Annotated in this window: 20 protein-coding genes and 1 pseudogene; 14 read left to right on the top strand and 7 right to left on the bottom strand. The window is 72.9% G+C overall.

Annotation, left to right across the window (positions count from 1 at the left end; all coding sequences use genetic code 11):
- Positions 1 to 104 precede the first annotated feature (104 nt).
- Positions 105 to 242 (bottom strand): annotated as a pseudogene (locus Dsi01nite_RS58865) (VMAP-C domain-containing protein); the annotation flags it as partial.
- A 242-nt stretch (positions 243 to 484) separates the two neighbouring features.
- On the bottom strand, positions 485 to 1,078 hold the full coding sequence (locus tag Dsi01nite_RS09750; RefSeq protein ID WP_203845742.1) for a helix-turn-helix domain-containing protein: 594 nt from the start codon (positions 1,076 to 1,078) through the stop codon (positions 485 to 487).
- A gap of 64 nt (positions 1,079 to 1,142) precedes the next feature.
- Between Dsi01nite_RS09750 and Dsi01nite_RS09745 the strand changes: the two genes are divergently transcribed.
- The 3 genes from Dsi01nite_RS09745 to Dsi01nite_RS09735 all read left to right on the top strand — a co-directional run bounded on the left by Dsi01nite_RS09745 (position 1,143) and on the right by Dsi01nite_RS09735 (position 2,725).
- Positions 1,143 to 1,751 (top strand): SAM-dependent methyltransferase, encoded by a 609-nt coding sequence (locus Dsi01nite_RS09745; protein WP_203845741.1) that lies wholly within the window; start codon positions 1,143 to 1,145, stop codon positions 1,749 to 1,751.
- Positions 1,748 to 2,221 (top strand): DinB family protein, encoded by a 474-nt coding sequence (locus Dsi01nite_RS09740; protein ID WP_203845740.1) that lies wholly within the window; start codon positions 1,748 to 1,750, stop codon positions 2,219 to 2,221. The genes Dsi01nite_RS09745 and Dsi01nite_RS09740 overlap by 4 nt, the downstream gene beginning before the upstream one ends.
- Before the next feature lie 150 nt (positions 2,222 to 2,371).
- Complete coding sequence (locus Dsi01nite_RS09735) at positions 2,372 to 2,725, top strand: STAS domain-containing protein (RefSeq protein WP_203845739.1); 354 nt, start codon at positions 2,372 to 2,374, stop codon at positions 2,723 to 2,725.
- Between the two features lie 49 nt (positions 2,726 to 2,774).
- On the opposite strand, the gene Dsi01nite_RS09730 is transcribed toward Dsi01nite_RS09735, so the two are convergent.
- A complete protein-coding gene (locus Dsi01nite_RS09730) occupies positions 2,775 to 2,957 on the bottom strand; it encodes an antitoxin (RefSeq protein WP_203845738.1) in 183 nt (60 codons plus the stop codon).
- Between the two features lie 127 nt (positions 2,958 to 3,084).
- Here Dsi01nite_RS09730 and Dsi01nite_RS09725 point away from each other — a divergent pair, with 127 nt between their 5' ends.
- Complete coding sequence (locus Dsi01nite_RS09725; protein WP_203845737.1) at positions 3,085 to 3,993, top strand: MDR family NADP-dependent oxidoreductase; 909 nt, start codon at positions 3,085 to 3,087, stop codon at positions 3,991 to 3,993.
- 4 nt (positions 3,994 to 3,997) lie between these two features.
- Positions 3,998 to 4,351: a MerR family transcriptional regulator gene (locus Dsi01nite_RS09720; RefSeq protein ID WP_203845736.1), complete on the top strand. Its 354-nt coding sequence runs from the start codon at positions 3,998 to 4,000 to the stop codon at positions 4,349 to 4,351.
- A gap of 10 nt (positions 4,352 to 4,361) precedes the next feature.
- Here the strand turns inward: Dsi01nite_RS09720 and Dsi01nite_RS09715 are convergent, their stop codons facing one another.
- A complete protein-coding gene (locus Dsi01nite_RS09715) occupies positions 4,362 to 5,090 on the bottom strand; it encodes a hypothetical protein (protein ID WP_203845735.1) in 729 nt (242 codons plus the stop codon).
- A gap of 263 nt (positions 5,091 to 5,353) precedes the next feature.
- On the opposite strand from Dsi01nite_RS09715, the gene Dsi01nite_RS09710 reads away from it, so the two are divergent.
- Complete coding sequence (locus tag Dsi01nite_RS09710; RefSeq protein ID WP_203845734.1) at positions 5,354 to 6,181, top strand: RNA polymerase sigma factor SigF; 828 nt, start codon at positions 5,354 to 5,356, stop codon at positions 6,179 to 6,181.
- Between the two features lie 16 nt (positions 6,182 to 6,197).
- Here Dsi01nite_RS09710 and Dsi01nite_RS09705 read toward each other — a convergent pair whose 3' ends face one another.
- Complete coding sequence (locus Dsi01nite_RS09705; protein ID WP_203845733.1) at positions 6,198 to 7,385, bottom strand: FAD-dependent oxidoreductase; 1,188 nt, start codon at positions 7,383 to 7,385, stop codon at positions 6,198 to 6,200.
- A gap of 76 nt (positions 7,386 to 7,461) precedes the next feature.
- Entirely contained in the window at positions 7,462 to 8,349 is an 888-nt protein-coding gene (locus Dsi01nite_RS09700; protein WP_239135806.1) for an arginase family protein, read from the bottom strand.
- Between the two features lie 164 nt (positions 8,350 to 8,513).
- On the opposite strand from Dsi01nite_RS09700, the gene Dsi01nite_RS09695 reads away from it, so the two are divergent.
- From Dsi01nite_RS09695 to Dsi01nite_RS09675, 5 genes are read left to right on the top strand one after another with little or no spacing between them, the layout of a single operon-like run.
- Positions 8,514 to 10,814: an ATP-binding protein gene (locus tag Dsi01nite_RS09695; protein ID WP_203845731.1), complete on the top strand. Its 2,301-nt coding sequence runs from the start codon at positions 8,514 to 8,516 to the stop codon at positions 10,812 to 10,814.
- Positions 10,811 to 12,322 (top strand): AAA family ATPase, encoded by a 1,512-nt coding sequence (locus tag Dsi01nite_RS09690; protein WP_203845730.1) that lies wholly within the window; start codon positions 10,811 to 10,813, stop codon positions 12,320 to 12,322. The genes Dsi01nite_RS09695 and Dsi01nite_RS09690 overlap by 4 nt, the downstream gene beginning before the upstream one ends.
- Positions 12,319 to 13,713, top strand: coding sequence for a hypothetical protein (locus Dsi01nite_RS09685; RefSeq protein WP_203845729.1), 1,395 nt, complete (start codon positions 12,319 to 12,321; stop codon positions 13,711 to 13,713). Before Dsi01nite_RS09690 ends, Dsi01nite_RS09685 begins: the two co-directional genes overlap by 4 nt.
- Complete coding sequence (locus tag Dsi01nite_RS09680) at positions 13,710 to 14,999, top strand: hypothetical protein (protein ID WP_203845728.1); 1,290 nt, start codon at positions 13,710 to 13,712, stop codon at positions 14,997 to 14,999. Before Dsi01nite_RS09685 ends, Dsi01nite_RS09680 begins: the two co-directional genes overlap by 4 nt.
- Positions 14,971 to 15,954 (top strand): alpha/beta hydrolase, encoded by a 984-nt coding sequence (locus Dsi01nite_RS09675; protein WP_203845727.1) that lies wholly within the window; start codon positions 14,971 to 14,973, stop codon positions 15,952 to 15,954. The genes Dsi01nite_RS09680 and Dsi01nite_RS09675 overlap by 29 nt, the downstream gene beginning before the upstream one ends.
- A 14-nt stretch (positions 15,955 to 15,968) precedes the next feature.
- Here the strand turns inward: Dsi01nite_RS09675 and Dsi01nite_RS09670 are convergent, their stop codons facing one another.
- Complete coding sequence (locus Dsi01nite_RS09670; protein ID WP_203845726.1) at positions 15,969 to 17,804, bottom strand: glycoside hydrolase family 15 protein; 1,836 nt, start codon at positions 17,802 to 17,804, stop codon at positions 15,969 to 15,971.
- A 154-nt stretch (positions 17,805 to 17,958) separates the two neighbouring features.
- Here Dsi01nite_RS09670 and Dsi01nite_RS09665 point away from each other — a divergent pair, with 154 nt between their 5' ends.
- From Dsi01nite_RS09665 to Dsi01nite_RS09655, 3 genes are read left to right on the top strand one after another with little or no spacing between them, the layout of a single operon-like run.
- The gene (locus tag Dsi01nite_RS09665; RefSeq protein WP_203845725.1) at positions 17,959 to 18,750 is read left to right on the top strand and encodes an alpha/beta hydrolase; all 792 of its coding nucleotides are present in this window, start codon (positions 17,959 to 17,961) and stop codon (positions 18,748 to 18,750) included.
- Positions 18,740 to 19,702 carry an alpha/beta hydrolase gene (locus Dsi01nite_RS09660; RefSeq protein ID WP_203845724.1) on the top strand — a complete coding sequence of 321 codons (963 nt, stop codon included), beginning with the start codon at positions 18,740 to 18,742 and terminating at the stop codon, positions 19,700 to 19,702. The genes Dsi01nite_RS09665 and Dsi01nite_RS09660 overlap by 11 nt, the downstream gene beginning before the upstream one ends.
- Positions 19,703 to 19,757: 55 nt before the next feature.
- Complete coding sequence (locus tag Dsi01nite_RS09655; protein ID WP_203845723.1) at positions 19,758 to 20,528, top strand: oxidoreductase; 771 nt, start codon at positions 19,758 to 19,760, stop codon at positions 20,526 to 20,528.
- Positions 20,529 to 20,538 lie beyond the last annotated feature (10 nt).

Genomic DNA, 20,538 nt, shown 5'->3' with positions numbered 1-20,538 from the left:
TTGAATCGGGTACGTAAGACATCGTCGACCGACGCTTCCGCGCGGGTATCGGCCAGCCGGGGAGCCGGCCGAGCCGCTGCGCAGCGATGAAGTGAATGTCGTTCTCATGAATTGACACAAGCGAGTGGTGGCTCTGCCGTCCGGTGCCAGACGATAGCAGGAACTCCGGCCCGGACTCCGGTGAACAACCGGTGCTCACCCACACTTTCAGATTCCGGGGGTCCGCTCAATACCGGGACGGCGCGACGGCCATGCCGCCCCGGGGTAGGGCTGGCATGGCCGGTGACGACAACCCGTCAGTTTTTCTTACAACCCAAACGGATGCACGCACCTTGCGTCGTGCAATCAGTTGAGCGCTGGAAGCGTTCGATAACGAAGAGTTATGTCAGCGACTCGCCGGGACATTGACGCTAGTCGACGTGCTACTTGATGCCGAGCGCGCCGAACACGATGAGCACGATCGAGGGGATCGTTGAACGATCGGTCACCGCTTCGCGGGCTTTGCGGGCTGCGAGGGCCTTGTCGGTGCCAGGTGGGCCCGCTCGCCCTGTGGGCCGAACAGCGTGAGCAGCTCCGCCGGCCGGTCGTCGGCGCTGCCGATCCAGTGCGGCACCCGGGTGTCGAACTCCGCGGCCTCGCCGGCGCCGAGCAGGAACTCCCGCTCGCCGAGCACGAACCGGACCCGCCCCTCGAGGACGTAGAACCACTCGTAGCCGTCGTGGGTCTGCAGCCGCGTGGTGGCCGCCCGGCCGGCGGGCGGATAGACCACCTTGTAGGCCTGCACGCCGCCGGGCCGCCGGGTCAGCGGCACCACGGTCAGCCCGAACCGCCGCACCGGCCGAAGGTGGATGCGCGGGTCGCCGGTGGGCGGCGCCGCGACCAGGTCGTCGAGCGGGACACCGTGCGCCCGGGCCAGGGGCAGCAGCTGCTCCAGGGTCGGTCGGAGCCTGCCGTTCTCCAGGCGCGACAGCGTGCTCGCGGTCAGGCCGGTCTCGGCGGCCAGGTCGGCGAGCGTGGCGCCGCGCGCCTTGCGCAGGTCACGCAGGCGCGGCCCGACCCCGGCGAGGACATCGTCCATCAGGTCATCATGCGGATCCGCAAGTTTTCTTGCAACCCGTCACCGCCGTGGCGATCCTGGGGTCATGGACTCCGCCTTCTGGGATCAGCATTACGGCACCCGCCGCACCTGGGACACGCACGCCAACCCGCTGCTCGTCGAGACCGCCGGGCCGCTGCCCCCGGGTGCCGCCGCGGACCTGGGCTGCGGCGCCGGCGGCGACACCGTCTGGCTGGCCCGGCACGGCTGGCAGGTCACCGCCGTCGACATCTCCGGCGTCGCCGTCGAACAGGTCCGGGCCCGGGCCCGCGAGGCCGGCGTCGACGGCCGGGTCACCGCCGAACAGCACGACCTGGCCGGCACCTTCCCCGCCGGGACGTTCGACCTCGTCTCGGCGCAGTACCTGCAGACGCCGTTCCCGCTGGACCGCGGCCGGGTGCTGCGCACCGCCGTGCGGGCCCTGCGCCCAGGGGGCCTGCTCCTGGTCGTCGACCACGGCTCCATTGCCCCCTGGTCGTGGAACCAGGACCCCGAGACCCACTTCCCGACCCCCGACGAGATCGCCGCCGACCTCGACCTCTCGCGGTGCCGCATCCTGCGCGCCGACATGCCGCGGCGCGAAGCGACCGGCCCCTCCGGCGAGACCGCCACCGTCACCGACAACGTCCTGCTCATCCAGCGGTCCGACGCATGACGGCCCGCCGCCGCGACGCGGGACCCCCGCAGCCGGGTGCCTCGGAGACGGAGACCCTGGCCGGGTTCCTCGACTACCTGCGCGACGCCGTCGCGGCCAAGGTCGCCGGCGTGCCGGAGCCACAGGTCCGCACCGCCGGCGTGCCGTCCGGCACCAATCTGCTGGGCCTGGTCAAGCACCTGACCCACGTCGAACGCTGGTACTTCCTCGGTGAACGCACCAGCGACTGGCGCCGCACCATGCGCCCGTCGGCCGGGGAGACCGTCGACGGCGTGCTGGCCGGTTACCGGGACGCCGTCGCGCAGGCGAACGCGGTGATCGCGGCCTGCACCGACCTGACGCTACCCGCCCGCCGGGGACCGGCCCCGTCCATGCGCTGGGTGCTCGTGCACATGATCGAGGAGACCGCCCGGCACGCCGGCCACGCCGACATCCTCCGCGAGCAGATCGACGGTGCCACCGGCCGGTGACGTCGATCCGGTCGAGCCGCTCACAGCCGGCTCAGGCCCCCGTCATGAGGCGCTGCGGCGCCGGGTTTGCCGCGGAGGGCGGGCGGGCACCACGTGACCGTCCATGCCTATCGGCGGGAACAACCGGCAACAGTCTGATCGGGGGCATGCGTGAAGCTGTCGTTGGAGGTCCGGCCCGGCCGGGACTGCACCATCGTGCGGGTGGGCGGCATCGTGGACCTGGTGACCGAGCCGGATCTGCGGGAGTGCCTGCAGCGGGTCATGCACGACGGCGCCCGGTGCATCGTGCTGGACCTCGCCGGGGTGCCGAAGCTCGACTCCAGCGGGCTGGGCGCGATCGTGTCGACGTTCAAGCTGTTGCAGCAGCGAGGTGGACGGCTGTGCCTGGTGTCGGTGCAGCCGTCGGTGCGCAACGTGTTCCTGTTGACGTCGGTGGACCGGCTGCTGGGCATCTACGACAGCGTCGAGGCCGCCGAGGAGGACGTGGCCCGCGAGCTGCGGTGACGGACGGTGGCCGGGTCGCCCGCGGCCACCGTCGCAATCGGGGTCCGGCTCACCGCTGGGTGTCGCCCTCGCCGGTGTGCTGCTGCGCGGCGTCGACGCCCTTGTCGATTTGCTCGGTGTACTTGCCTCCGGTGCGCTGGTCCGCCTGGTCACCGGCCTTGCCGATGCCCTGGTCGACCTTGTCGTCGTGCCGGTGGGCGAGGTCCTTGACCTTGTCCATGAGTTTGCCCATCTCATCCTCCAGGTGTCGGAAGCGGGTACGAAGTCGTCACTACCCGGCACACCCAGCTCGATGCGGCCACCGCAGCGCTTTTTCGCGCTTGACCTTGCCGCATGCGGCAACGTTTACGGTTCCGGCCATGCGGAGCAGACGCGTCCAGGCGACCGGGGCCGCGACCCACGCCACGGACTTCACCGTCACCACCGAGGACGTCGCCGAGCCCGGCGCCGGACAGGTGCTGGTGCGCAACCGGTTCATGCTGCTCGGCGCGGTGATGCGGTCACTGCTGCCGACGATGGCGGGCAAGACCCTCGGCACGGTCGTCGCGTCCAGCGATCCGGCGGTGCCGGCCGGCAGTGCCGTCGTGCACATGCGGGGCTGGCAGGAGCTCACGCTGCTGGACGCGGCGCAGTGCCGGGTGGTCGACGGCGACAATCCGGTGCTGCTGCTGTCCAACGGGCTGACCGCGTACACCGGGCTGGTGGCCGCCGGGCTCCGGCCGGGGGAGACGGTGTACGTGTCGGGCGCGGCCGGTGCCGTCGGCAGCGTCGCCGGGCGGCTGGCCCGGGCGATGGGTGCGGGGCGGGTCGTCGGCAGCACCGGCACGGCGGCGAAGGTGCCGCAACTCGTCAACCGGCTCGGGTACGACGACGCCTTCGAGCACCGCGACCCGGCCACCGTCGCCAAGCAGCTGCTGGAGGTCGCCCCGGACGTCTACGTCGACACGGTCGGCGGGCCGCTGCTGACCGTGACGCTGCCCACGCTGAACCCGGGCGGGCGGGTCGCGCTCTGCGGTGCCCTCGCCCAGCAGCTCGGCGGTGCCGCCGAACCGACCATCGACCTGCTCACGGTGATCCGCGGCCGGCTGTCGCTGCACGGCGTCACTGGCGACCCGGCGCTGGAACCCGCCTACCTGCAGCTGGTGGACGAACACCGGCTGGACTTCGCGCACACCGTGGTCGACGGTCTCGAAGCCGCACCGCAGGCGCTGCTGGACCTGTTCGCCGGACGCTTCGTCGGCACGGTCCTGGTGCGCCTGGCAGAGTAACTGGATGCGGATCGGGGAGCTCGCGCGGGCGGCCGGCGTCACCACCCGGACCCTGCGCCACTACGAAGCCGAAGGCCTGCTGCACAGCGAGCGGTCCGGCAACGGCTACCGCAGCTATCCGGACGGCGCGGTCCTGCGGGTCAACAACATCCGGGAGCTGCTGGCCATCGGCTTCACCGTCGCCGACGTGCGGTGCTTCGTCAGGTTCCTGGACCAGCCGCTGCCGCCGGCCTTCGGTGACCAGGGCGGCTGCGCCACCGCGATGCGGGTGGCCCGGGAGCGCGTCGACCAGCTCCGGGACCGCATCAGCGCCCTGACCACGTTGCACGACGCGCTCACCGCCCGCATGCCGTCCTGACCGGGCTGCGTCACGCCAGCTCCACCGCGAGGTAGGCGCCCGCGAACTGCAGGCGGTGCACCCGTTCGTCGTCGACGGCCAGTTCGACGACGACGCCGCCGTCGGGGACCAGACCGGGTTCGGGGCCGGGCCGGTCCTCGCCGATGCCGCCGAGCCCACGCCAGCGGAGCCCGTGCCCGTCGCGCCCGCGCCCGGCGTCGTCGACCCGCACCGAGGCGGCGTGCGGGCCGACGGTGCACAGCGCGGCGAGCAGCACGAGGTCGGAGATGTCCGCGGTGACGACCGGCGGCCGGGTCGGCCACCGGTCGACGTCCACGGTCGCGGCGATCGCGGCCGGATCAGGGATCCACGCGGCGAGGTCGATCGAGACGGACCAGGATGCGGCACCCACCGCGCGGGCGTGCCGGCGTGCCGCATCCAGCACGACGGCGGGAGCGCCGAGATCCTCGAGCGCGGCCAGCCGCTCGGCCGCGCGGTCCAGGGACCTCTGGACGACCGCGGGCTCGGCGGACAGGGCCCGCTCGAACGCCGGCAGGCGCCGGCTGAGGTAGCCGATCAACGGCTCGAGCCAGGGACGCGGCGCGCCGGGCTGGATCTGGTGTCCGGTGGTGGCGACGCGGACGGCGGCGTCGAGCGCGAGGATCTCGGTGGCGGCGACGGGGAAGATCAGCGGGCCGGGCGGGAACAACCCGCGGAGCATGCCGGACCCATCCACGAACAGGGCGTCGATGCTCCGCACACGGCTCAGCCTGCCACACCCGATCCCCGGCTTCGACCCCGAAAAAATCGACGCAAAAAACGACGCAAAATCTTGGTCCAGGCCTTCCGGGTGCCGGGGGGCCGGGCTACGGTCGAGGAAAGGGCCCGGTTCGCGCATCGTCCAGCAGCGGCGATCCTTGCCACCCGGCCCGCAGCGTGGCCGCCCCACCGCGCACTCAAGCAACGGGTGCCAAGACGGAAGCGGGCCTGCGCCGCGCGCCTCCTCTGAAGGATGGATGCCCCATGTCCGCAACTGCCGAATCCACGCTGTCCACCTCCCGGTCCGGGTCGCGGGATGCGTCCGGATCGCGGGATGCGATGGACTCCGCCGCGATGTCGCTGCTGTCGCTGATGGCGGACCTGCCCGAGGGAAGCGCCGACCGGCAACGGATCCGCGCCCGGCTCATCGAGATGTACCTGCCGCTGGCCAGGTACCTGGCGCAGCGCTTCCGCAACCGCGGCGAACTCTTCGACGACCTCGCGCAGGTGGCGAACCTGGGCCTGGTCAAGGCGGTCGACCGGTTCGACCCCGGGCGCGGCTCGGCCTTCACCAGCTACGCCATCCCGATGATCACCGGCGAGCTCAAGCGGCACTTCCGCGACAAATGCTGGGACGTGCGGGTGCCCCGCCGGCTCCAGGAGATCCGGATGCGGATCAGCCGGGTCACCGAGGAGCTCACGCAAACGCTCGGCCGGTCGCCGACGGTCACCGATCTGGCCGTGCACCTCGACGCCACCGAGGAAGAGATCATCGAGGGGATGGAGGCCGGGCAGGCCTACCAGACGGCGTCGCTCGACGCGCCCGTGCACGGCGGCGACGGTGAGGTCACCGGCCTCGGCGACCTGCTCGGCGGCGCCGATCCCGAGATCGAGCAGGTCGAGGTCCGCGAGGCACTGCGGCCGCTGCTCGCCCGCCTGCCGGCGCGGGAGCAGCGCATCGTCGCGATGCGGTTCTCGGGCAACCTGACGCAGTCGCAGATCGCGGACCAGCTCGGCATGTCCCAGATGCACGTGTCCCGGCTCCAGGCCGCCGCCCTCACCAAGCTCCGGGCCGGCCTGCTCGCCGGCTGACCCGTGCGCCGCCAGCTCAGGAGGCGCCGGTCACCGCCAGCCGCGGGGCGACGTCGGGGAACGAGCCGTCGCCGAACAGGACCCGGGCGGCGACGGCCCGGCCGGCCCGGGTGCGCAGCACGGCGACCGCGGCCTCGGCGGCGGCGGGGGAGCGGACGCCGGCGAGGACCTGGCGCAGCAGCAGCCGCCCCCGGAACCGGGCCCGGAACGCGCCGCCGTCGTAGCCGCGCAGCAGCTGCTCGTCGCCGGTGCGCAGGTAGCCGGCCGTGACGGTCGCGGCCAGCTCCGACATGCGCAGGCACGGGTCGAGGCCGCCGGCGGTCAACGGCGACACCGCGCCCGCGGCGTCGCCGACGAGCAGACCGCCCGGGCACGCGATCCGGCGCAGCACCCCACCGACCGGGATCGGCCCGCCGCGCCGCTCCACCGGGCCGGCCGGTGCCACCCCGCCGGGGGCGTCGGCGGCGAACGTGTCCAGCAGGTGCCGCACGCCGGCCCGCATCGCGCCCGGGTAGCCGGCGACACCGACGTGCGCGTGCCGGCCGTCGTCGATGACCCAGCCGAGGTATCCGGGGGCGACGCGCGGGTCCAGTACACAATGAAACGCCGGCGTGGAGGTCGTCGATGCGACCGGATGGATGATCTCGGCGCCGACGAGCATCCGCCGGTTGACGTCGAGGCCGAGGTCGCGGGCCACCCGGGACCGCGCGCCGTCAGCGCCGACGACGAACCGGGCCCGGACCGGCTCCGCCTGCTCGAAGGTCGCGGTGTGCCCGGTGATGCCGGTGTACCCCGCGGCTGTCGCCGTGATGCCGCTGCGCCCCGCGGCCGTCGCCGTGATGCCCGTGTATCGGACACCGAGTTGGACGCGCGCCCCGGCCGACTCCGCCGCGTGCCGGGCGTGCTCGTAGATGCCGGCCATGTCGGCGACCCGGTACTCGTCGCGGTCGCTGGTGAGCCGGATCGGCGCGCGCCGTGAGGGCGGGTAGAGCAGCACGTCCCGGACGCCGGGCCCGAGCAGGTGCGCCGGCAGGTCGAAGTCGTCCAGGGTGCGGCGCACGAAGATCCCGGTGGTGCGGATGCCCGCCGACAGTGACCGGCGCCGGTCCACGACGAGAACGTCCAGATCCTGCCGCGCGAGCAGCCGCGCCGTGTGCAGCCCGGCCAGTCCCGCGCCCACGACCAGTACATCCACTGTCTGCATACCTGCCGACGGTAGGTGCGCGACACCGTCCCGGCGACGGCTTGCACGCCATCCGCCCGGTACCTCCACACGATCATCACGCCCGGGTCAGGGCGCCGCCGATCGTGGTGGCGAGGGCGCGGCCGGCGGTGCGGCCGGGGTCCAGGTCCGGGTTGTAGATGGTCACCTCGAAGCCGACGACGCGTCCGCCGGCCATCGCGGTGGCCAGGACGGTGTGCAGTTCGGCCCAGCTCAGCCCGCCGGCGAGCCGGTAGTCGACGGCCGGCATGACCGCGTCGTCGACCACGTCGGCGTCGACGTGGATCCAGCACCCGTCGAGCTCGGGCCGGGCCACGTGGGCCACCGCCTCGGCGGCGGCCCGGGCCACCCCGACCCGGCGGATCCGGTCGAGGTCCCACGACCGCAGGGTGTCGGGGAGCGGGGCGCAGCCGGCGGCGGCCTGTTCCTCCGCGTCGCGCATCCCGAAGGCCGCCACGTCCTCGTCCCGCAGCAACGGTCCGGTGCCGTCGAGGTCCGCCAGGAGTGCCGGGCCGCGGCCGGTGGCGAACGCGAGCTCCATCGACGCGGCCTCGGCCTCGGAGTCGGTGTCCGGCTGGTAGAAGTCGGCGTGCCCGTCCAGGAACAGCAGCCCGTGCCGCCCGCGCCGGCGCAGCGCCAGGAGGCTGCCGAGCAGGATCGAGCAGTCACCGCCGAGCACCACCGGGAACTCGCCCCGGTCGAGGACCTCGGCGACCGTCCCGGCGAGCCGGTGGGCGTAGCCGGCGACGCCGCCCGCGTTGCGGACGCCGGTCACGGGGTCGACGCCGTCCTGTCGCGGCGGGGCCTCGACCCGGCCGGCGAACCGTGCGCCGAGGAGGTCCCCGAGCCCGGCCTCGAGCAGCGCGTCGGGCAGCCCGGCGACCCCGTCGACCTGCAGCCCCAACGCCGACGGCGCGGCGATCACAGCGAACCCGGGCCGGCGCATCGTCACCCGGCCATTCTGCCGGAAACCGGAAACTGGAAACCGGAAACCGATCCACCGACGGCACTGGCGAAGATCGACGTTCGGGGCGATCATCCAACCGATCGTGGATGGCGTGAGCGGCAGCGCTGCGTCATGCTGGGAGCACTCACCGCGAGGGGGGCCTCATGACGCGACCGCCCGAACGACTCCGGATCGTGCCGGTGCGGGCCACCGCCCTGGTGCTGGTCATCGTCGTGAGTGTCGTCGCGGTCGCCGCCATCGAGCGGGACGGGTGGCAGGCGTTCGCCGCGGCGCTGGCCGGCTTTCTGGTCGCGGTCGCCGGCCCGGCGGTCGTCTCCCGCGGTGGGCTGCGGCCCGCCGGGTATGTCGCGCCGTCGAACCTGCCGCCGCCGCCGACCCACCTCACCGGCAGGGAGGCCGAGGTCGCGGAACTGCAGGCCTACCTCGAGGACGCCGTCCAGCGGCGTCGGGTGGCCAACCTGCACGGTGTGGCCGGCATCGGCAAGACGGCGCTGGCCGTGTACACCGCCCACCGCGCCGCACCGAAGTTCAAGGCCGGTGAGCTGTTCGCGAGGTTCGTGCCGGAGACCCCGGCCGGCGACGCGATCGTCGCCGTGCGCCGCCGGTTCATTGCCGCGCTCAGCCCGGCCGGCACCGTCGTCCCCGACAGTCCGTGGCGGCAGGCCGTCATGTACCGCCGGCTGCTGCGCCGGCTCGGCGAGGACAACCAGCTGCTGATCGTCCTCGACGACGTGACCGGGGCGGCGCTGGTCCGGCCGCTGCTGCCGCGGACCCGCTGGTGCGCGGTGGTCATCACGTCCCGCAACCGGCTCGACGACCTGCCCGGCAAGGACTTCGACCTCGGGCGGCTGGAGCCGGCCGCGGCGCTGCAGATGCTGGCCGCGATCGTCGGCAACGCGCGGATCGTGGCCGAGCAGGGTGCGGCGCGGCAGCTGGTGCGGGCCGCCGCCTACCATCCGCTGGCGATCCAGCTGGTCGGCATGGCGCTGGCGAACCGGCCCAACAGCCGGCTCGACGTCGCGCTGGGGCGGATGGCCCGCGGCGGTGGCGGTCGTGAAGGCACCTTCGACAACGCGCTGGACCTCGCGTACAGCATGCTGACCAGTGGCGAGCAGGACGCCCTGGTCGCGCTCGGGCTGTTGGACCGGCGCAACTTCGCGCACTGGGAGCTGGCCGCGCTGCTCGGCGAGGTCGTCCTGGACGGGGAGGCGTTCGAGTACTCACTGCGGCTCACCGGCGTCGGCCTGCTGGAGCGGCACAGCGTGGACGCGGTCGGTGTGCAGGAGTTCCGGCTGCTGGAGCACGTCGAGCGCTACGCGCGCCGGCGGGCCGGCGACCGGTACGACGACACCGAGCGCGCGGCGGCGACCGCGCGGCTGGACGCGGCCCGCGAGGGGCGCAGCACGCAGCAGGTGGACCTCGCCGACGTCTTCGAAACGGAGCAGCAGACCCTCGACAAGGGCAACATCTCCCGGGCGTTCAAGAACACCCGCGACGCGGTGGCGCTGGCCCGTGACTGCGGCGACCGGGAGGCCGCGGCCGAGGCGACCGCGATGCTCGCCGAGCTGCACGCCGAACTGGGTGGCCTGGAGGACGTCCGGGACCTGCTGGCGTCGCTGCCGGTCGAGTACCCGTTGCCGCACGTGCGGGCCCTGCGCATCCGGGCGAAGCTGCACCGCCGCCAGCGGCAGCTCGACGACGCGCGCCGGCTGCTCGCCGCGGCGAGCGACCTGTGCCGGGCCACCCCGAACCCGTCGGAGGAGATCCGGTTGCTGCGGGAACGCGCGATCGTCGAGTCCCTCGGCGCCCACCCCGCCGCCGGGCTGCCGCTGATCAGGGAGGCGCGGGACCGGGCCGAAGCGGAGGCCGGCCAGCGCCGGCAGCTGCCGGCCCTGGCCTACGCGGAGAGCCGGGTCCTGATCGCGCTCGACCAGCTGGACGAGGCCGAGTGGGTGCTGCGGCACGGCGCTCAGGACGCCGAGCAGCAGCAGCAGGAGCTCTCGCGCAGCTGGATCGGTTACGAGCAGGCGCAGGTCGCCCGGCATCGGGGGCAGCACGAGCAGGTGCTGGAGCTCGCACTGGACGCGTTGAACCGCTTCGGCGGGATGCGGCACCGCTACGGCAGCGCGCACTGCCGCGAGATCATCGGCCGGGTCCTCGCCGTGGACGACCCCGACAGCGCGGTGCGGTTCCTCGCCGAGGCGCTGGAGACGTTCCACAACTGCGGTGACGCCTGGGTGGAGGCCACCGCCGCCGAACGGCTCGGCGAGGTCCAGGCCGAGCGTGGCTACATCGCGGAGGCCGTGGACCTGTGGCGGGCGGCGGAGCAGCTGTACGAGTCCATCGAACGCAGTGCCGCGTCGGCGCGGGCCCGGGAGCGGCTGACCCGGGTCCGCCAGCACCTGGCGGCACACCACACGGCGGTGCTGGGAGGTGGGACATGACCCGGGTGATGTTCTGGTCCGTTGCCGTGGCGTCGGCGGCCGCGGGAGGGCTGCTGATCTGGTCGGGCCCGATGCCGCTGCGGCTGGCCGGCGCGGTGCTGCTGGGCGTGGCCACGGGACTGGCGCTGTGGGCCGCCCGCCGGCCCCGGCCGGTGGGCCCGCTGCCGGCGACGCAGGTGGTCGGCGGCAGGCTGCCACGGCTGGCGACCTTCCGGGGCCGCACGCGCCATCTGGCCGAGCTGCGGGAGCGGTACGAGCGGCTGCGGGAACCGGAAGCCTCCAACGGCGCGATCATCCTGCCCATCCACGGCCTGCCGGGCGTCGGGAAATCGGCGCTCGCCCGGGAGTTCGCGCTCACCCTCGCGGCCGAGTTCCCCGACGGGCAGCTGTACGCCAACCTGGGCAACGCCGGCAACATCCGGCCGGAGGCGGAGATCCTCAAGAGCTTCCTCGCCGACCTGCGGCCCGACGCCGAGCTGCCGATGTCGACCAACGACCGCGCGGCGCTCTTCCGCTCCCTGACCGCGACCGCGCGCATCCTGGTGGTCCTGGACGCGGCCCGCGACCACGAGCAGGTGGCTCGGCTGATCCCGGCCGGGGCCAACTGCGCGGTCATCGTCACCAGTCGCCGGAACCTGGGTCCGGCGCTGGGCGTGGAGTCGCTCGCCCTCGACGTGCCCAGCATGGACGACGGGCTTGCCATGCTGCGGGCCGTCTCCAACACCCTCGACGAGGACCGCAAGTTCGCCATCGAGATCGTCGACCGGGTCGGCCGGCTCCCGCTGGCGATCCGGGCGGTCGGCGACGAGATCGTCCGGGACGGCGGGGCGCTCGCCCCGGCGGCGCTGCGCTTGCGCGGCTGGCAGAGCGAACCCGGCGCCGACGCGCTGCGCCGGCACCTGCCGGTGGTGCACGAGCGAGTGGAAAGCGAGTACTCGAGGCTGGACCGGGCCGAACGCCAGGCGTTCGCGCTGCTGTCGCTGATCGAGTCCCCGAGTTTCGTGCCGTGGGTCCTCGCGCCGTTGCTCGGTTATGACGCCGCGGGCCACCGGGTGGAGCAGCTCGCGGTCGAGAACACCGTGAGCCGCCTCGCGGAGCGGCAGCTGCTGACGATCGCCGGGCTTGACGAGGTCACCGGCCTGGACCGGTACCAGTTGCACCCGCTGGTGCGCAGCTTCGCGGTGTCGGTCCGGGGTCCCGTCGACGCGGTGAGGATCCTGGAGCGGGTCGACGAGGCCTACCTGGAGGCGATCGATCTCATCCTCGCCGCGTCGGAGGCGGGCTACCGGGACCGCAACCCGGCCCCGCAGCCGTTGCGGTGGTTCGCGGCGGCGACGGCCCTGCCCAGGATCAGTGACGGGCTGCCCGGCCGGTGGGTCCGGGCCGAGTACCGCAACCTGCTGCGCTGCGTCGGCGCCGCCCACCAGCGTCGCAGGTTCGTGCTGTGCTGGCGGATCGCGGTCAGGCTCGCGGACAGCGTGCGGACGGCATCAGCCGGGAGCAGATGATCGAGGCGCTCCTGCTGGCCCGCGACGCCGCGGTACGACTCGGCGACGCCGACGCGGAGACCGAGGTCGACCTCGCCCTGGGACGGTACTTCGGCCGGCTGGGCTCGTACGCCGAGGAGAACGCGGCAGAGGGCGAGAAGCAGGCAGGGGAGGGGCTCGCGTTCGCCTACGACCGCCTCGCCCGGGCCGCTCGCCGGGCCAACCTGCGGGAGGACACGGGCCCGGCGCTGCGCCAGGAGGCCGAGGCCTACCGCCGTCTCGGCGAGGTGCACCTGCACCACGGCGCGTTCCGGGACGCGGCGGTCGAGCTCGGCCGGGCCGCCCAGCTCGCCGACCAGGTCGGCGACAAGTCGCTGATCCGGCTGATCGACCTGACCCGCAGCGTGGCACTGCACCGGCTGCCGGTGGTGCTGACCGTCAACACCGACGACGACGAGCTCATGTTCTGGGAGACGTGGATCGACGCGGAGCGGTCCTGCCGCCGATACCAGTGGAAGTCCGCGTCAAAGGCCCTGCACGTCCTGCGGGCCCTGTTCGCCGATGACGCGCTGCGCTCGGCGGTCCTGCTGCTGCGTCTCGCCGAGTTGCGCATCGACCAGCTGCGGCTCGATCCCGACGTCGAGCCGGAACGGTCCAGAGTGCGCGCGGTGCACCGTTCCGCCGAGGCCCTGTACCGGTTCCAGCGGATCTACGACTACGCCGGTGCGACCAGGGCCCGCTGCGTGCTGGTGCGGGCGCTGCTCGCCACCGGCCGCGCGGTCGAGGCGCGAGAGCAGCTCGACTTCGCGCGGCAGGACGCCGCCCGGGTCGACCCGATGCTCGGGCACCAGCTGTCGCCGCTGCAGGCGGCGTTGCAGTGGGCGGCGGGCGAGTACCTGCTCCACCTGGGTGACGCGGCGGGCGCTCGTCGGACGTTGCTCGCCGCCGCCGTGCTGTTCCGCCTGCACGGAGACCGCAACAGCGAAGCGGGCGTCCTGCACGCCGCCGGCCTCGATGCCGTGCCCGACGACGCGTTCGCGGCCGGGCCGCCGGGGCGCAGGACCGATATCTGGATCGAGGCGTTCGGCCCGGAGCTGCGACTGGACCAGCCGTTCGCGGTGCACTACACGGTCGCCGCGCCCGCGGTCACCGCCGACCTGCCGCCGGCCGGCGCCCGCCACCTCGACATCGTGCTGCGCGTCGAGGGCGGCGACGTGCTGCCGTTGGTGCACAGCGTCCGGCTCGACCCGCTCGTCGCGCTGCCGGAGCTGCGGTTCGAGGTGCGGCCGGAGCTTTCCGGCGTCACCCGCATGCAGGTGCTGGTCTACGACGCCGCATACGGCGTCCTGCTGCGGCGCACCGACGTGCGGCCGCCGCGGACCGCCCGCCTGAGCCACCCTGTGACCATATGACCCGGCACGAGGTGGAGTTGCACGACGAGTTCGACGCCAGCGACGACTTCCACGCTCCGGGCCCCCCATGTCCTGGGATCTTCCGCACCCTCCGGATCGACTTCTGGAAGGTGTCCGGCGGCTTCAAGGTCCACGCGTACGGCAGGAGTCTGTCCGAGGACAGCGCGATGCGCGTCATCGGACATCTCAAGTCCACTCCGGAGGAGATCCAGGAGCTGGTGAACAACCTGCTCAAAGACTGGGCGACCTACCTGGTCGACGTCCGGGACGCGCACAGCTACCGCCGGCACCCCTTCGCCGACAGGTTCGACTTCCGCGAACTGGCGGACGAACTCGTCGACGCCATGTGGTGCCGTCTCGCCGACGCCGGTCATGTCCTCTTCCAGCAGCTGTTCAACGGGGATCCGGCGCTTCGCGAGGTCGGCGAGCGGATCGCGCGGGTGCTCCGCAGCGGCGAGCAGACCATCACCGTCTGCTCCGATGACGTGGTGGTGCCGTGGGCGATGCTGTACGTACCCGAGCAGATCTGGCAGCCGCTGCCTCCGAAGTTTCCGGTCGAGCTCGATGCCTTCATCGGCTACCGGCACCGCGTCGAGCAGACCTTCGACATCGAGGAGCGACCAGACACCGCGATCCGGGTGGACACGCAGGTCGACGCGGGCGCGTACTACGACATCAGCCTGGACCGGATCCGCGACGACGGCCAGCCCGACGCACCCGTCGTCGGCCCCGTGCTCGGGGTGCTCGCCCAGTTCGGCAGGGTGCAGGAACGGACCTCGAAGGACGAGCTCCGGATCCGGCTTCGCGCCGACGGAGCCGACGACCACCTGGTGTACTTCTGCTGCCACTGCACCGATGCGGAGCGGCTGATGTTCGGCCTCGACGACAGCGAGGCGGTCTCACCCGCGGACCTGCGGTCGTGGCTGTTCAACGGGTTCAGCCGCGGACCGCTGGTCGTGGTCAACGCCTGCAAGGCCGGCGCGGCCAACTCCAATTCGCTCACGGACTTCGTCCCGATGCTGCTGCAGCGCCGGGCGAACTGCGTCGTCGGCCCGGTCGTCAACGTGCCGACCGTGTTCGCGGGCGAGTTCGGCCGCCGCCTGTTCGAGCTGATTCTGCCCCGGCAGCGGGATGTCCGGTTCGGCACCGCGATGCGCAAGCTTGTCCGCGAGTTCGCCCGGGACCACCGCAACCCCCTCGGCCTGGCGTACTCGCTGTATCAGGGAATCGACGGACACTTCTGCCGATGGGAGACAGATGCGGAGCCCGCTGCCGACCGCCGATGACTTCACCGACTTCGACGTGATCCGTCTCGACACCGACGGGGCCCTCCTCACCGGCGGCGAGCGGGTCCCGCCCGGCCGGGTCGGTGCCCACCTGCGCACGCTCGTGGACCTGCCGCGTGGCGTCACCGACATCTTCGTCTTCGTGCACGGCTGGCAGAACACCGGCCGCCGCGCCGACGCCGCGTCCCGCCGCCTGTTCGCCGGGATCCGCGACCTGCACGCCGAGGATCCGGCCCGCTATCCGGCGCTGGACGGGTTCCGGCCGTACTTCTTCTCGGTGCAATGGCCGTCGCAGAGCCTGCCGACGACCGCCGGCTACCGCAAGATCCGCGACCGGGCCCACGCGATGACGACGACCGGGGACGCGGCACACGTCATGGCCGGGCTGCTCGGGCTGCTCGACCACACCAGGACCAGCCCGTACCGCCCGGACACCCTGCGGACCGCGGGCGGGCAGTTCCTGCACTGCGTCGGACACTCCTTCGGGTGCCGGCTCCTCGGCGAGGCGATCCGTGCGGCGGCGTCACCGGACCAGCGGGTCCTGGCGTGGCCGTGGACGTCCGCGCACCGCTTCGCCGTGGACAGCTTCACCGGGCTGCAGATGGCCGCTCGCACCGACGTCTTCCAGCACCGGTTCCGGTCCCTGGTCGACGGCAGCGCCCCGATCGTCGGCCCGGTCGCGCTCACCGTGTCCCCGCACGACCGGGCGTTGTCGCTGTGGCATCAGCTCCCGGAGGGTGAGCCCGGGCTCGGCGCCCGCGGCGCCCTGGACGCGCGGTCCGTGCCGCTGCACCGGCTGGACGAGCCGTACACCACCGACGAGTTCGGCAAGGTGACCAACGTCGACGCCGCCTGGCGGTTCAACCGCGGCCCGGCGGCCCTGGGCGCGCACTCCGACATCTGGTATCCGGAGACCATCCACCTGCTGCTGTCCCTGGCCGCCCTGAGCCGCTGACCATCGCTCGGGTCTCAGTGCGCGGCCGCCGTGAGTTGTTGGTCGAGGAGGATCGCGGTGTTGATGAGCGCGAGGTGGCTGAACGCCTGCGGGAAGTTGCCGATCTGGTCGCCGTTCGGCGCGATCTCCTCGGCGTAGAGGCCAAGCTGGTTGCTGTACGTGAGCATCTTGTCGAAGGTGAGCCGGGCATCCTCGAGCCGGCCGGAGCGGGCCAGGGCGTCGACGTACCAGAACGTGCACATGGTGAACGTGCCCTCGGAGCCGCGCAGCCCGTCCGGGGACGCCTCCGGGTCGTAGCGGTACACGAGGCTGTCGGCGACGAGTTCGGTGTCCATGGCGGCGAGCGTGGAATGCCACTGCGGGTCGTTCGGGGCGATGAAGCCGACGGCCGGCATGGCCAGCAGCGCCGCGTCGAGGACGTCGGAAGCGTAGTGCTGGACGAACGCCTGGCGTTGTTCGTTGTACGCCCGGCTCAGCACCTGCTCGTAGATCGCGTCGCGGGCCGCGGCCCAGCGGGCCACGTGGCCGGGGCGGCCGCGGTGCTGGGCGATGCGGATGGCCCGGTCGAACGCGACCCAGGCCATCAGCCGGCCGTAGGTGAAGTCCTGCCGGCCGCCGCGGGTCTCCCAGATGCCGTCCTCCGGCTGGTCCCAGTGCTCGGTGAGCCAGTCCAGCACGGTGCGGGCGTGCCGCCAGCCCGCCGCGGTCACGACGAGGCCCGCCTGGTCGGCCTGCCACATCGCCTCGAGGGCCTCGCCGAAGACGTCGAGCTGCAGCTGCCCGGCGGCGCCGTTGCCGACCCGGACCGGGCGGGAGTCGCGGTAGCCGTCGAGGTGGCCGAGGACCTCCTCGTCGAGCTCGGGGGAGCCGTCGACGCGGTACATGATCTGCAACGGTGCGCCGCGTTCGCTGGCATCGCGGACCCGCGCGTCGAGCCAGCGCAGGTAGGCCTGCGCCTCGTCCTTGTAGCCCAGGCCGAGCAGCGCCCCGACGGACAGCGACGCGTCGCGGACCCAGGTGTAGCGGTAGTCCCAGTTGCGTTCCCCGCCGATCTGCTCCGGCAGTCCGGCGGTCGGCGCGGCGACGAGGGCCCCGGTCGGCGCGTAGGTCAGCAGCTTCAGCGTCATCGCGGAGCGTTCGACCATCTCCCGCCAGCGTCCCGTGTACCGGGAGCGGCCGATCCAGTCGCGCCAGTAGTCACGGGTCTCCTCGTACATGCGCTCGACCTGCCGGGCGGGCAGCGCCTGCGGTGGCCCGTCGGTCCCGGTCTCCAGGATGATCCCGGCGATCTCGCCGGCGTGCAGCGTGGCGAGGGCCTGGAACCCGCCGGTCCCGTCGGTCCAGACGTTGTCCGAGTTGAGCAGCGGCCCGTCGCGGTGCGCGGTGTGCACGGTCAGGTTCTGCTGTTCGCTGCGGAAGACCGCGCCGTCGGGGAACAGCTGCAGCTCGTGCTCGTCGCGGCCGTAGTTGAACCGTGGCTGGCAGTCGAACAGCAGCCGCATCTGCCCGCGCACGACCCGCACCAGGCGCACGAGCCGGTGGGTGTCGGTGACCTCGGTGCCGGTGACCGGCATGAAGTCGACGACCTCGGCGACGCCCGCGTCGCTCAGGAACCGGGTGATCAGCACCGGGGTGCCCGGCAGGTACAGCTGCCGGGTGGTGTGGTCCTCACCCTCCGGGGCGATCTTGAAGTGTCCGCCCGCCTTCGGGTCGAGCAGCGCCGCGAAGATGCTCGGTGAGTCGATCCGCGGCGCGCAGAACCAGTCCACCGCGCCGTCCTGCGAGACCAGCGCCGTCGTCTGCAGGTCACCGATCAGGCCGTGCTGCTCGATCGTGGGGTACGTCGCCATCGGGATACCTCCTGCTCGTCGTTCACCCACCTTTCACCTCGGTCCGCCGGGTGCCCTCCTCCTTTTCGGGCGACAAGTTTCTGTCCACTCAATGTCCACAGGGCGCGCGCTACCGTTCGTCGACCGCACTTCTGCAACCGCGAGGAGCACACCGATGAGCACGCCCGTCGTCTTCATCCACGGACTGTGGCTGCACGCCTCGTCCTGGCAGCCCTGGGTCGAGCTGTTCCAGGAGGCCGGCTACGTGCCGGTCGCGCCCGGCTGGCCGGGTGAGCCCGGGACCGTCGCCGAGGCCCGCGAACACCCCGAGGCCGTCGCGGACCACGGCATCGACGACGTCGTCGCGCACTACGCGAAGGTCATCGCCGGCCTGCCGGCGAAGCCGATCCTGATCGGTCACTCGTTCGGCGGCATGATCGCCCAGAAGCTCCTCGGCCAGGACCTCGCCGCGGCGGCGGTCGCCATCGACGCCGCGCAGATCAAGGGGGTCCTGCCGTTGCCGCTGTCGGCGCTGCGGGCGACGCTGCCGGTGTTCAAGAACCCGGCGAACAAGCACCGGGCGGTGTCGTTGACGGCGGAGCAGTTCCGGTTCGCGTTCGGCAACGCGGTCACCGAGCAGGAGTCGCAGGAGCTGTTCGACCGCTGGGCGGTGCCGGCGCCGGGCAAGCCGCTGTTCGAGGCGGCCGCGGCCAACTTCGACCCGCACTCCCCGGCGAAGGTCGACACGGCCAACGAGCTGCGCGGGCCGCTGCTGCTCGTCACGGGCGGCCGGGACCACACGGTGCCGGAGTCGGTGACCCGCGCGACGCTGAAGCAGTACCGCCACTCGCACGCGGTCACCGACATCCACGACTTCCCGGACCGGGCCCACTCGCTGACGATCGACAGCGGCTGGCGGGCGATCGCCGACGACAGCCTGGCGTGGCTTCGACAGCATGGGCTCTGAGGCGGCGCGGGCGGCGGTGGTGCTGGAGCCGGCCGCCCAGCAGTTCGCCGACGACTACGCCGAGCCGCCGTTCCTGTATCAGCTGGACCCGTCCGAAGGCCGCCGGATCGTGGCGGAGCTCCAGGCGCGCCCGCCGTTCCTGCCCGGCGCCGACGTGACCGACCTGGTCGTCGCCGGGCCGTCCGGGCCGGTGCCGGTCCGCATCGTCGCCCCGCCCGGGGCGGCCGGTCCGCTGCCGGTGATCCTCTACGTGCACGGCCTCGGCTGGGTGTTCGGCGGCCCGGGCAGCCACGACCGGCTGGTGCGCGAGCTGGCGGTCGGGGTCGGGGCGGCGGTCGTGTATCCCGACTACAGCCTGTCGCCGGAGGCGGCGTACCCGACCGCGCTCGAGGAGGTGTACGCGGTCGCCCAGTGGATCGCCGGGTCCGGCGCCGGGCACGGGCTGGACCCGGCGAGGGTCGCGATCGCCGGGGACTGCGCCGGCGGGAACCTCGCCGCGGCGGTCACGCTGCTGGCGAAGCAGCGCGGCGGGGTGTCCTTCGCCCGGCAGGTGCTGTTCTACCCGGTCACCGACGCCGCGTTCGGCACCGGCTCCTACCACGAGTTCGCCGAGGGCTACGTCCTGCGCCGCGACGCGATGAAGTGGTTCTGGGACCAGTACACCACCGACCCGCGGCAGCGGGCCGAGATCACCGCGTCGCCGTTGCGGGCGACGGTCGAGCAGCTCACCGGGCTGCCGCCGGCCCTGGTCGTCGTCGCGGAGGCCGACGTCCTGCGCGACGAGGGTGAGGCCTACGCCGGCAGGCTGCGGGCCGCGGGCGTGCCGGTGACCGCCGTGCGGTACCAGGGCGTCGTGCACGACTTCGTCGCGCTCGACGCGCTGCGCGGGACCGGCGCCGCGCAGGCCGCCATCACGCAGGCGGTCGCGTTCCTGTCCGCCGCCCTGCACTGAGCAAGGCGCCTTTTCCGGGGTACGACACCAACGTCCGCATCAGAGAGGAACCGACGTGGATCTGCACCTGTCCGGCAAGACGGCCGTCGTCACGGGCGCCAGCAAGGGTATCGGCCTGGCCGTTGTCGAGGCCCTGGTCGGGGAGGGCGTCAACGTCGTCGCCGGGGCCCGGAGCGCCACCCCGGCGTCCGGTGCGCTGGCCGTCGAGGTGGACCTCAGCACGCCGGACGGCCCGGCCCGGCTGATCGACGCCGCCGTGTCGGCGTTCGGCGGGCTCGACATCCTGGTCAACAACGTGGGGGCGGTGCGGCCGCGGACGGGCGGGTTCCTCAGCGTCACCGACGAGGAGTGGCTGTCGACGCTGACGGTGAACTTCCTCGCCGCGGTCCGCACGACCCGGGCCGCGCTGCCGCACCTGATCGAGCGCGGCGCGGGCAGCATCGTCACCGTCGGGTCCGTCAACGCCGCCCTGCCCGACCCGCTCGTCATCGACTACAGCGCCGCCAAGGCCGCCCTCGCCAGCTTCTCCAAGTCGCTGTCGAAGGAGGTCGGCGGGCGCGGGGTGCGGGTCAACACGGTCAGCCCCGGGCCGGTCAGCACCGGGCTGTGGCTCGGCGACGACGGGGTCGCCGCGACCATCGCCCGGTCACTCGGTGGCGGCGACCCTGCCGCGATCGCCGACCGGGCCGCCGGCGAGTCCGTGACCGGCCGGTTCACCCGCCCGCAGGAGGTTGCCGACCTGGTGCTGCTGCTGGCCAGCGACCGCACCGCGAACGTCACCGGCGCGGACTTCGCCGTCGACGGCGGCCTCATCAGCACGCTGTAGGAGACGCGTA

Origin of the sequence: Dactylosporangium siamense, assembly GCF_016862795.1 — a bacterium.
GTDB classification, from domain to species: Bacteria; Actinomycetota; Actinomycetes; order Mycobacteriales; family Micromonosporaceae; genus Dactylosporangium; species Dactylosporangium siamense.
Note: the sequence above shows the minus strand (reverse complement) of the source record. Positions and strands in the feature narration are given on the sequence as shown.